General features: G+C 40.8%; 10 protein-coding genes. 3 read left to right on the top strand and 7 right to left on the bottom strand.

Features of this window, described 5'->3' with window-relative positions; translation table 11 throughout:
• The 3 genes from IW510_RS10445 to IW510_RS10435 all read right to left on the bottom strand — a co-directional run.
• On the bottom strand, positions 1 to 285 hold a 285-nt coding region (locus tag IW510_RS10445), incomplete at its 3' end, for a TIGR04197 family type VII secretion effector (RefSeq protein WP_202059320.1).
• Positions 286 to 493: 208 nt separating this feature from the next.
• Entirely contained in the window at positions 494 to 1,021 is a 528-nt protein-coding gene (locus IW510_RS10440) for a GNAT family N-acetyltransferase (RefSeq protein WP_202059318.1), read from the bottom strand.
• A 69-nt stretch (positions 1,022 to 1,090) separates the two neighbouring features.
• Positions 1,091 to 1,903 (bottom strand): MerR family transcriptional regulator, encoded by an 813-nt coding sequence (locus IW510_RS10435; protein ID WP_202059316.1) that lies wholly within the window; start codon positions 1,901 to 1,903, stop codon positions 1,091 to 1,093.
• A 154-nt stretch (positions 1,904 to 2,057) separates the two neighbouring features.
• Here IW510_RS10435 and IW510_RS10430 point away from each other — a divergent pair, with 154 nt between their 5' ends.
• The 3 genes from IW510_RS10430 to IW510_RS10420 all read left to right on the top strand — a co-directional run bounded on the left by IW510_RS10430 (position 2,058) and on the right by IW510_RS10420 (position 6,486).
• Positions 2,058 to 2,732 (top strand): PRD domain-containing protein, encoded by a 675-nt coding sequence (locus IW510_RS10430; RefSeq protein ID WP_202059314.1) that lies wholly within the window; start codon positions 2,058 to 2,060, stop codon positions 2,730 to 2,732.
• Between the two features lie 464 nt (positions 2,733 to 3,196).
• Positions 3,197 to 5,836, top strand: coding sequence for a YfhO family protein (locus IW510_RS10425; RefSeq protein ID WP_202059312.1), 2,640 nt, complete (start codon positions 3,197 to 3,199; stop codon positions 5,834 to 5,836).
• Between the two features lie 161 nt (positions 5,837 to 5,997).
• Complete coding sequence (locus IW510_RS10420; protein WP_202059310.1) at positions 5,998 to 6,486, top strand: MGMT family protein; 489 nt, start codon at positions 5,998 to 6,000, stop codon at positions 6,484 to 6,486.
• Positions 6,487 to 6,730: 244 nt separating this feature from the next.
• Here IW510_RS10420 and IW510_RS10415 read toward each other — a convergent pair whose 3' ends face one another.
• The 4 genes from IW510_RS10415 to IW510_RS10400 form a co-directional block, all read right to left on the bottom strand.
• Positions 6,731 to 8,473: an ABC1 kinase family protein gene (locus IW510_RS10415; protein ID WP_202059308.1), complete on the bottom strand. Its 1,743-nt coding sequence runs from the start codon at positions 8,471 to 8,473 to the stop codon at positions 6,731 to 6,733.
• A gap of 360 nt (positions 8,474 to 8,833) precedes the next feature.
• Positions 8,834 to 10,060 (bottom strand): dicarboxylate/amino acid:cation symporter, encoded by a 1,227-nt coding sequence (locus IW510_RS10410; protein ID WP_202059306.1) that lies wholly within the window; start codon positions 10,058 to 10,060, stop codon positions 8,834 to 8,836.
• 14 nt (positions 10,061 to 10,074) lie between these two features.
• The gene (arcC, locus tag IW510_RS10405; RefSeq protein WP_202059304.1) at positions 10,075 to 11,010 is read right to left on the bottom strand and encodes a carbamate kinase; all 936 of its coding nucleotides are present in this window, start codon (positions 11,008 to 11,010) and stop codon (positions 10,075 to 10,077) included.
• A gap of 43 nt (positions 11,011 to 11,053) precedes the next feature.
• Positions 11,054 to 12,289, bottom strand: a complete 1,236-nt coding sequence (locus IW510_RS10400; protein ID WP_202059302.1) for an MFS transporter — start codon at positions 12,287 to 12,289, stop codon at positions 11,054 to 11,056.
• Between the last annotated feature and the right edge of the window lie 2 nt (positions 12,290 to 12,291).

The raw sequence follows: 12,291 nt of genomic DNA, 5'->3' as shown, positions 1-12,291 counted from the left end.
CAAATCACTGAACCCATCAAATCCTTGCCCGATTTTCTGATCGATAACCGAAAACTCCTTTGCCACCGAATGAATAGTGTTCCCATCTCTGGTTAATGCATTGGAAATTCGCTGCCCGGACTGGCTAATTCGTTGGATCGTTTGTTGGGCATTGTTATTACCACTAACTGTTGTTCGGCTCGCTGTACTCCCAGTTGTTGCAACACCAGCTAAAGCACCGGCTGCCTGACTGATTTTCTGTGAAACCGAAGCTGCCACACCTAACTTAACTAATACTCCACTCATATTTTTATCCTCCTTTTGTTTCATTTTAGATAAATAAAACAAAGAAAACAAGACAATAATATATAAATAACATTCCTGTTAAAATGAAGAACAAAAAAAAATAAGTAGAAAGTAAATGTCGATTACTTCCGACTGCTCCATTCCGAAAAACAAAAAATAAACATCGAAAAAAGGAAATTTCGATGTTTATTTTCTTCTATTACATATTCTATAAAGTAATCCAATATCGCTGAACAATTTCTCCATCGCTTTCATCAAGGAGCTCATTCTCCAATTCTCCACCGTTGAACTGAATCACCTTGGCGGAAGCCGGATTGGTTTTATCACAGGTAATAAGGACTTTTTCCAGCTCAAGTGTCCGACAAAAATCCAGAGCCTGTCTCAGTATTTCCTTCGCGTAGCCTTGATTCCATTCGCTTCTTCGTACACTGTAGCCAATATGTCCCCCGAACTTCAATAAATAATCATTCAAGGTGTGGCGAATGTCAATCATCCCCACCAGTCTATTATCTGAAGAGCGGACAGCTAGAAGCTCCGTTGCTACAACCAATCCTTCTGTGACAGTTTCAGCGTGACGATTTTTTTCGATAAACGCCAACCAGTCGGGAACCTGATCATACTCTCTCAAGAAAGAGGTACCGTCCATACTATCCCCATTTTCGATAAACTCGGCTCTATATGATTGAATTTGCTCCTCATAAGCCATTGAAGGTTCAATTAATATGATTTTCTCCATCATCTCTACTCCTTTTTTCACAATAGTATAGCACATTCAATTATGAAAAAAGTGGGAAGCCGTGGTTTTTTATCCCTGTTTCTTCTCTTCCACCTGAATCATCATTTTCATAATGAAATCATCAAAATTTTGAGCAACCAGCTCATTTTGAATGAAATCGATGTATAGCGTACCAGTGATTGATAAATTTTTTCGTTCCGCGTATTCAATCAACTTTTCATAACCTGTCTGATACTCACCATGTCCTTGAGCATAACATTCTAAATAGTTTCCTTTTGGCCGCACTGTTGATGACTCAGGGACCTTCATGTAGTATTGCGCGACCGCCCCCTCTGAAGTATAGGTTCTATCCAGATGCATCGCCATCCCGGAAGGATACGGAAACTCATAGCCTGCTTTAAGACATTGATGATAAAGCTCTCTCAATGCGACTGAAACACGAGAGTTCACCCCTTGATAGAGAGTATCACCAAAGAACAACGGAACCTCCTCATAATAGGTCAGAAAAATAGAACTGTCGTCAAAATTTGCGGTTTCCCTCAATGACTGTATTTGAAGATCCATCATTTTTTCCATTCGATTGTAATACAGCTGCTTCTGTCGAATCTTTTCTTTCTGTATTTGGATTAACGTAATCATCTGATCCGCTGACGTCAATTGACTATACTCTTTTATTTCCTCCAAAGACATGCCAATATCCTTAAAAAAAATAATCATATTTACTGCGTATAGCTGATGGTAGTGATAATAGCGATAGCCCTTTTCGCTGACTTTTCTCGGCTTTAAGAGATGAATCTGATCGTAATAAATCAAGGTCTTTCTTTTGATGCCCGAAAGCTCTGCAAATTCACTGATAGATAAATAGTCTGTTCTATTACTCATCGCCTGTCCCTCTGTTTTCTTCTCAATATTTTTTCAAATCAATTGACTGTCTAGTTACTATACAGTTTACACTAAAAAGGAAGAAGAAACACCTCAATTAGCGTTTACGGTCTTCGAACCATTGAATATTAAAGAAAAGAAGGAGTGTATCATTATGACTACTTGTAAATCTCCAAAATCATTTCATTCTCTGCTTTCAGCGACAATTTCAGAAAAGCCGGAGCTATTCGGATTATTCGTATCACTATACCATGAACAATTTCCATTTCGTCCCTTATCGGTTTTCGAACACCACCTGCAGCAGTTCTTAGAAGAAGATTCCTTAAATAGCCCAACGCTCACTCCTCAGCATATGACAGCTATCTTCTTATATTTTGAAGAAGAATATATCTTTGCCCAAAAGGCTCTCTCTGCATGCCGTGATTATTCCGACCAGGACTTCTCCACCTATGATTTTTTATGGCTATTAGAAATAGTCTGTTGCTCAAATCAACAGCTGTCACCCAATACTGCGGAACTAGAGAAAATAATCATTGGCTTGGATGTCTTGACCCAAGCGCTCTGCGGATACTTAAAAATATCGCCCTCTCTCTTAAAAAGAAAACAATCCGGCTTTTTACGACATATCCGTTTTCTGCTGCTGAGAATCATTCGAAACGATAGCGAGCCTTCCGAACAAAACAACGAGCTGTATCGCTTTGTTCAACAAGCGTATCCAGATGCATTCGCCATTGCAGAAAACCTACGGATATTTATTGCTGACGTGTTCAGCTTCGAGCTATCTGATGATGAGCAGGCCTTCCTTACACTTCATATTGAAAAATGCTGAACAGCCCCTCTTCACTTCGCAAACAACCAGACCAGAATTGGCACATCAGTCTAACAAGCAGTGCCCTCAACCAGAAAACATGTTTCACTTATGGTTAAGGGCACTGCTTTGTGAAGCTTGGTCTTGCCCAGACAAGTTTCTTGCTCTTTTTGATATCACTTGGGATGTAGCTATAAAAGAGGGCAGCAGACTCACTTACTGATTACTGTTTATCGCTCCTGCCTGACTACCCACTATTCAATTAAATGGATTTCATGAATATTTTATGAAATTTTCCTTCTATTGGCTATATTTTATTTGAATATGCTAAACTAGATACTATATGAAATAGACAAAATGGTTGATGACAGAAAGCATCGCTGAGACATGTACACGCATTTTGAAGTGTAGTCTATCTCTTGGGCTGATGCTTGCTTACTGAGTCGTTTCGTATACGAATACTAATTGGGTTGTGAGGTCTCTAAATGAAAAATAAATTACAGCAATTTCTCAAGGAAAACTGGCCATATATGGCTGCCAGCTTCTTTATTCCTTTTTTTATAATGGCTTTGATCTACTTAAGCATCGGTATTTATCCGGGAAGCAGCCGCAGTGTACTGGCCAGTGATGCTTTTTCACAATTTTCAAATTTCCACGCCAGCTTTAATAACGTTCTACATGGAAAACAGAGTATCTTTTACACATGGAATGCCTCTCTTGGGCTGAACTATCTCTCTCTGATTTCTTACTATTTAGGCGGTCTCTTTACGCCGATTGTCTTTTTTTTCAGTAATCAGAATATGCCGGATGCACTCTATCTGATTACACTGTTAAAAATTGGTTCGGCAGGGCTCTCCTTCTGGTTCTTTGCCTCCCACACATTCAAAATTAATAAATGGGCGCATGTCACACTCAGCATTCCTTATGCCTTAATGTCATTTGCGACGGCTCACTCTGAGCTAATTATGTGGCTGGATGCCTTTGTTTACCTGCCACTGGTCATCTGGGGCATTCATCGCTTGATGGATGAACGAAAACCGACGATGCTCTTTGTCAGCTATTTGTTGCTGTTCATCGCCAATTTCTACATGGGCTTTATGATTGGGATTTTTTCAGTTCTGTATTTTGTCGCACGACTGCTAACCAACTGGAAGCAATACAAAAAAGCTATTTTACCTTATGGCATCACTTCATTGCTTGCCGGCGGCGCATCGATGATTATTATCTTACCGACACTCTTTGATTTACAATCTAATGGTGAAACCTTATCCGAAGTGACCAAGTTTAAAACTGAAGCCACCGCCTTTTGGGATATTGTTATGAAGAACATGGTCGGTGTTTATGATACGACGAAATACGGATCGATTCCGTTTATCTATGTTGGCTTACTGCCATTAATTTTTGCGGTTTTCTACTTTACGACTCGACAGGTTCCACTAAAGAATAAGCTATTGTTTGGCGGACTGTTTGCGATTCTGATTGCCAGCTTTTACATTGCTCCGTTAAATCTGTTTTGGCATGGCATGCACGCACCAAATATGTTCTTATTCCGTTACAGCTTTCTTTTTTCATTTCTTGTTGTTTTACTGGCAGGCTATGGGTGGGAGAAATTCAAAACGGATGATCTCGGGATTCTTTCGGGAACAACGATTTTACTGATGGCCTTCTTTGCCTTAGCGGAAGGCTCAAAATCTACCGGAAGTTATGAGTATATCTCAATTACTTCCTTTATCATTACCGTACTGTTTCTTATTTTGTACTTGGCCGGTATCGCCTTTTATCAGCTGAAAAAAGTGCCTGCTCGTTATCTCACAGTGCTGCTACTGCTGTTGGTAATGGCGGAAGCAACAATTAATACAAAGGCCATGGTTAATGGGGTGCTGGATGACTGGAACTACGCTTCACGAAGTCTTTACAGTGAGCCTTACCCAGATATTAAGAAGCTGGTCGATCAAACTAAAAATGAAAATGACACCTTCTATCGCCTGGAGAATCTAAATCCTGTTTCTTCTAACGATAGTATCAATTACGGATATAGCGGTATCAGTCTGTTTTCATCAATCAGAAACCGAAATTCTTCTGCGTATTTGGATTCTCTGGGCTTTCGCTCCAGAGGCACCAGCTTAAATATTCGCTACCCTAACAATACGCTGCTGATGGATGCGTTGATGGGAATTAAGTATAATTTATCTGAAAATGATCCATTAAAATTCGGTTTTTCTCAAACCGGTGAATCCGGAAAGCTTTCTCTTTATGAAAACAGTTACGCATTACCTCTGGGCTTTTTGACTGATGCATCTATTTACGATGTCGAACAGCCGGAAAATGATAACTTGGGTAGTCAGACAGCTCTCTTTAATCAGTTGGCACAGCAGGACCAAAGCTACTTTACTTTCTATACGCCAACACTCATTAGTCAGCAAAATGTGAAGATTGAAGAAAGTGCAAACTCGGTGACCTATCGGGAAATCCAAGGTGAAGTGGCAAAAGAATTGACCTGGAACGTATCAGTTCCAGCTCATACACAAGCATACCTCAGTCTGTTTCCGACAGATTTCGGACAGTTGGAAAGCTCTAGTGCAACAATCACGGTTGATGGTATCAGCCAAAAATCACAGATCAATATCACCGGTCAATATTACAACATCGGCTATTATGAAGAACCAACAACCGTTACTTTCTCTGTCAGCTTCTACGGAACAGAGGCCGTCAGCTTCATGACACCTCGAGTTGTTGGACTTGATACACAGGCGTATGAATCTGCCGTTGCAGCCATTCAAGACAACGGTATTGATTTGACTACGTCCGGGAGAAAGGCAACAGGCACAGTCAATGCGCAGGAAGATCAAGTTGTTCTTACAACCATTCCTTACGATAAAGGCTGGTCTGCCTACGTAGATGGCAAAAAAGTAGAAGTCACTGCCTTCGAGGATGCATTTGTCAGCTTCCCTGTCAGCAAAGGCGAGCATGACATTAAGCTGGTTTATCTGCCGGAAGGCTTTGCAATTGGCGCCACTTTGTTTGTCTTATGTATTGGCGGTTTTGTCCTGTTTGTAAAATTTACCAACAAGCCTCAAAAGAAAGAGGTCAAAAGAAAAAAACGGCGCAAACGAGCCGCCGCATAAAAGAAAAGCTCCCTTGAAATCGGTAAACCGAGCTCAAGGGAGCTTTTAAATTCTTTTATTTTTTTACAACTGTCTCATTGGCTGATGGATGTATTTATGCTATCTTTACCTTGAAGAGGCGAGGTCTCTCTATACAAAATTCAGTAAAAGGAGGAAGCACTATGGCAGGCGAAGACAAAAAAGATTTCAATGCAATGTTGCATAATCCTAAAGACATGCCGAAAATCAAAAAAATTACCGATCAAAAAACCATCGAGAAATACGGGGGCGAACGAATGTATTTTGCCCCGCCGCTCACTTATGATGAATTGATGAAAAAAATCCCTAAAGGAAAAATCATTACGGTTACCGCTATTAGAGAGTATCTGGCAAAGAAAAATCAAGCCGATTTTACCGAACCGATTACTGCCGGAGCTTTCGTCTCCATTGCTGCTTGGGCCAGCAGTCAGCGTGAAGCGAATCAAACACCCTATTGGCGGACATTAAAGGCACACGGTGAACTGCAGCCAAAATTCCCAGGCGGTGTTGACTACCAAAAGAAAATGCTTGAAGGGGAAGGTCACACAATCGTCCAACGAGGTCGAAAAAATATTCGTTATTATGTAAAAGACTTTGATACTTTTCTTTTTGATTTAAATACAATCGAATGATTTGCAGCAAGTATCTTTCAATCCAAGTGATTGATTCAATAGGATGAAAAAAATTGCAAAAATCGAAAATTTGTCTCACTTTATTGAAAGGCTATTTCAAGAAAATTTCTGTTATACTAATTTTAGTGGAAAGACGAGCGTAGTAAACTTCTTTCTAGCTATCTCCCCTTGAACACCTTCTAAGCTTCGGCTAAGAAGGTGTTCTCCCTTTTTATGCTTCTTTATTTATTAAAGACTTTTTTACCTACTTTTTCCTCTTCCTATGCTTCCTCCAGATATCATAGATTAAAAACAGAATGGCAAAGAAAGCAATCCCATAACCAAGAATTCCTAGAATAGAAACAAACTGCCCTGTCAAACCATCGTGAAATTCAACCAACAGCGACGAGCCGATAATCAAGGCAGATAAAATCAAGCCAATAACCAACCGATTCACCATACCCTCAATTCGACTTAATAATTCATCCTGTCTTTTCAGCTCAACATTGACCTTTGATTTTCCTTTCGCCAAGTCATCCAATACATCCAATGCTCTGCTGGGAATCTGCGGTGCGGCCTTCGCCGAATAAAGCATATCCAATGCTGCTCGTTTCAGCTCCATTGACCAATCGATTTTTTCAGTAAAATACTTCTGCGCAAAAGGTGCAGAAATCTCAACCAAAGAAATATCTGGGTCCAGCTCCCGAATCATTCCTTCAAATGTGACCACTGCCTTAACCAACATGGTGACTTCCTGAGGTACCTGCAAATTATTTTCATGACAAATAGCAATGACCTGTAAGAAGAGGGTTTGCAGATTTAATTCACCGATACTTACACCATAATTGCGATCCAATAAAGTACCCAGCTGCTCATAAAACTGCTCTTCATCCATCGGTCCAATCTGTCGACAAATCTGTAAAATTGCTCGACCTGTTGCTTTAGAATTATTTCTGTAGAGACTGTCCATTACCGCTGTCAGCTTCTTGATTGTTCCCTCGCTCAACTGCCCCATCATACCGAAATCAAGGTAAATCAGACGATATGGCGGTAAGGGTTCTTCTTCGCGATAAAGAAATTCTAACCCGGACTGCTCAAAATCCTTATGCAAACGATGCTCCTTAGTTGCTCTTGTTTCTTGCGTACCTCCCTCTGTTTTTAGAACAAAGATATTGCCAGGATGAGGATCAGCGTGAAAGAAGCCATCTTCAAAGACCTGCTTAATAAAGTTTCGCACAAGTGTATCTCCGAATTCTTTCCTCAGCTTTGGGTGTTCTTTTGCTTTTGTTGTATCTTTAAAAAAGCTGCGGATACTCTTGCCTTCAACAAAGGACATGACTAATACTTTAGAGGTACTGTAGTCCAAATACATTTTAGGTACTTTAATGATGTCCCAGCCATCGTTAAGCTCGAAAAAGCGTTGCCCGTTTGCAGCCTCCTGCAACGCATCTAATTCCTTTTGCAGCGACTGTTTGATTTCCATAAATATATTCTTTAAATCGATTACTTTCGATTCAGGAATGTACTTAATAAGAGGCAATGCCCGCTCCAGCAAGGATAAATCCAGCATGATTCCTTCTCGTATACCTACATGCTGTACTTTGACTGCGACAAGCTCACCGGATTGCAGTGTCGCTCGATGAATTTGCCCCATTGAAGCTGAGGCGATTGGTGTCTCCTCAAAGGTTGAAAACAGCTCTGATAATGGATGACCGGTTTCCTCCTCAATGATTCGTTTTACTTCTGAATAATCATCCGTCTTCACACTATCCTGCAGCTTTTTCAACTCATCTGTATAGGAAGGAGGGAGAATATCGGTTCGAACAGAAAGCATTTGACCGATTTTGATAAAGGTCGGACCAAGCTCTTCAAAAGCCTGACGAACTTCCTCCGGGCGTGTTTGCTTCATAATATTCGGCAGAACATTATATTTCATGAATATCCCTGTGATTTGTCTGAATCTGGTACTTTTTTTGTATTTTTTTGGATTTTTAGAAGCTGTTTCCATCTGTATTCCCTCCTTCTTGTCCCTTTAATAGTACCCGTTATCCGCCTATTGAGCAAATACCAGCATACGTCAACTCTTTCTTTCCATGTAGTTTTTATCTGCCAAAATAGCAAAAAAACAAAACTTTTATTTGACATTATATAATAAATATATTACTATTGTATATGTACTAACCAACAACCTTTTATTTCATTACTCCTATGAGTAATACTCCTTTTTGGCTGTCTCTTTTGAGATAGCCTTTTTTGTCTATAAAAAAGCAAAAAAGAATGAATTTGTGAAACATTGTGAAATGCCCCCAAGCTCATTCTCTTTTTAGAGTGATTCATGCTGACTGCTTTATCAGCAGCTATCAAGCCCTTATTTTTTTCCCTCATTGAACAATGAATAATCGATTTCATTGACTGATTTTGCGACAACGATTGCGGAATAAACATCTGAATTCACATTTAAGATCGTTCGAAGCATTCCTACAAACCATTCCACGCCAGCAAAAATGGCAATGCTTTCGATTGGCAGTCCCATTTGCGGAACAATGATTGCCAGTGAGACAAGTCCAGCTCCGGGCACAACAGCATTTGCCAGTGAAACAAAAGTAGCAGTCACTGCTAAATAAATCATTCGTTGTAAATCAAACTCCATTTGATACATCTGAGCAATCGTCATAACCGTAATACTCATATGCATCGCCGAGCCATTGCTGTTTAGTGACATGCCCAATGGCAAGACTAAATTTGTGATACGATCACTCAGTCCCAGCTTCTCGCGAGATTCCTCCATCGCAATCGGTAGGGTAATTGCCGACGAGGTGGTTGCCAACGCCATAACAGACATACTTTTCATATTTCGAATAAGCTGTAATGGATTCACTCGGCAATACACGCTGATAAAGGCAATCCAGATGCCCAACAGCAACACAGTCCCAATTGCGTAGACCAGAAGATATTTCAGTAGCGGTAAAATAATTGCTATGCCCAAGTTGCTGATTGTTGAAGAAATCAGAGCAAAGATTCCAATCGGCGCCAGAAACATCACATAATGAATAATGTTTATAATCACATCATTAAAATCAATAATCAATTGAAACAGCTTGGATTCCGGACGACTCGCCATAAACTTACTTAGAGCCAGCCCGAAAAATAGAGCGAAAACAATGATTTGAATAATTGAGCCCTCTGCCAATGACTCAAAAATGTTCTTTGGAAAAAATCCGGAAAGTGTCTCTGTTAATGAAAGCTCATGTGCCTTTATAGATGAATCTTCCAGCTGATTGATGGTTACACCGACACCGGGATTTAGAAAGACAGCCATAAGAATGCCCCAACAAGCTGCAAATAGAGACGATAAGCCAAAGACCATAATTGTACGGCCGCCTAAGCTGGTCAGCTCCTTCGGCTTAATGCCTCCAACTGCTTGAACAATTTGTCCCAATACTAAAATAGGGATTGCCATCTGCATCAACTTTAGAAAAATATCTCCTACTAGCTTTAAGTAGTGTGCAACGTCCGGTAAGACCAGACCAAACATAATGCCCAGTATCACTGCAATAACGATTTGGGTAATCATTGAAAACTTTTTTGGTTTCATCCTTTTTCCCCCGTTTACTTGCCGATTACTGTCGTCCCTGCACCATTACTGATATTCTTTAAATTTTCAATGGAAGTAATGACCGCTTTTCGGTCGGCATGTCCCTTAACGAATGCAACAGCCGCTTCAATTTTCGGCAGCATACTTCCAGCTGCAAAATGGCCCTCTTCAATGTAGCTCTCCGCTTCAGCAACGGTGATTTCCTCTAATGCTTTTTGGTTCGGCTGATTATAGTTGATATAAATATTATCGACACCGGTTAAAATGATCAATCGATCTGCTTCGACCGTTTCAGCAAGAACTCGTGCGGAGAAGTCCTTGTCATTAACTGCCTCTACGCCGACCAGCTGATTGTCCTCTTTCACCACAGGCACTCCGCCACCGCCGGCACAGACTGTCAACACACCTGCATTGACTAACGCCTGAACCGCCTCTTTCTCAACAATTTCCTGTGGTATTGGGGAAGCAACTACTTTGCGATAACCTCTTCCGGCATCCTCCGCATAAACAGACCCATCTTTTTCAGACTCACTCTCAGCTTCTTCTTTGCTGTAAAAAGGACCAATGGGTTTGGTAGGCGTTTGAAAGGAGGGATCTGCTGCATCCACTCTGACCTGTGTCACAATAGAGACGACTGGTTTTGCGACAGCTCGTTTTGCAAACTCATTGATTAACGCATTTTGCAGCCAGTACCCGATACTTCCCTGTGTCATTGCCACACAAGAGTCCAGCTTCATCGTCGGATTTTTTTCATCCTCTGCCGCTTTTTGCTGCAGCAGCAGATTACCGACCTGAGGACCATTGCCATGACAGACAATGACCTCTTCTCCATTTCCAACAAAATCAGCAATCGACTTAGCCGCATGCTTTATTACTGCTTTTTGCCCTTCATCAGTCGGATCAGTTTCTAAAATCGCATTTCCGCCCAGAGCAATAACATTTAAACTCATAGAAAAACTCCTTTTATAGTTAGAATCAAACAACTCTTGTCCTTTATTGCTCCTTCAATGGCTGAACCTTGGCTAACATGGCAAAGGCCAAGAGCCCGATAACCAGTAGTCCGCAAGATAGATAAAACCCGATTTGCATCGAACCAACTGAGTCTGCCAGATACCCTGTCACATAAGGGGCCAGAATTGAACCGGACATCCCAATAAAGTTATAGGCACTCAACGTTGTTCCCAACGCTCCGGATGGTGCATTCTTAGTAACAAAGGTTACCAAGATTGGATCAAGCGCCAATTTTCCAGTCAATCCATAAAGAATCAGCACAGCAATCAATAAGGTACGATCCGTTACAAAAGCAATAGAGAAAACAGATAGAACAGCTAATGGTACTAGTGTATAGACTAATTTTTTGGTTGCTCCGGTCTTGTCATTCAGACGGGCAAAGATTAATGCACCTGGAATAGACGCCCATGGTACAAGTGAAGAAATGAACCCAACGCTTGCTCCTTCAAAGCCTCGTTCAGCAATCAGAAACTGTGGCAGCCACGTGATAATTACAAAGTTGGCATAGATACTGGTAAAGCAAAGAATGAAAGCTGCCAGTAAATTTTTATTTGAGAAGATTGATTTCAAAGAAATTTTTTCTTTTTCACCGTCTGCAGTTTGTTTTTGCCCTTCATCTTCCGGACGAATCACTTTTTCTTTCAAAACAGTATAAAATAGAATCCCTACAATTAAAGTTGGAATTGCCATAATGAAGAACGGCTTGCTCCAATGCTCGCCATTTTCCAAAACCAGCTTACTTGACAACAAGTACCCGCCGGAAGTTCCGAAGGCCATTCCGCTGTTGATGATGGCATTCCCTAAGGTGCGTTTATTGGTTGGAATCGCTTCTGTAGATAAAGCGTATTGCGGTCCATAGTAAGCGCCCTGACCGATACCCGCAAAGGCACGAATCATTAAGAACATGACAAATGTTGTCGCAATCCCACTCAAATAGGTCATCCCTGCCAAAACGACGAAGCCGATAGCGATAACTAATTTGCGACCAATTTTATCGCCAATCATCCCAAATGGAATTTGGGCAATGGCATAGGTCAGGAAGAACATACTGTTTGCCAGTCCTAACTGTGTATTACTTAAGCCAAACTGTTCCCCTACTACACCCATAATCGGATTGAAAATTGTCCGTGTTGCATACATCAAAATCCAACCAACAAAGAATATGGCGACAACTTTTTTCCAGTAATGATCGTTTACTTTTACTGCTGTATTCTCCATGA

Origin of the sequence: Enterococcus sp. BWR-S5, from assembly GCF_016745255.1 — a bacterium.
Classification (GTDB): Bacteria; Bacillota; Bacilli; order Lactobacillales; family Enterococcaceae; genus Enterococcus_L.
The sequence above is the reverse complement of the archived record's forward strand: the minus strand, read 5'-3'. Positions and strand labels throughout refer to the sequence as shown.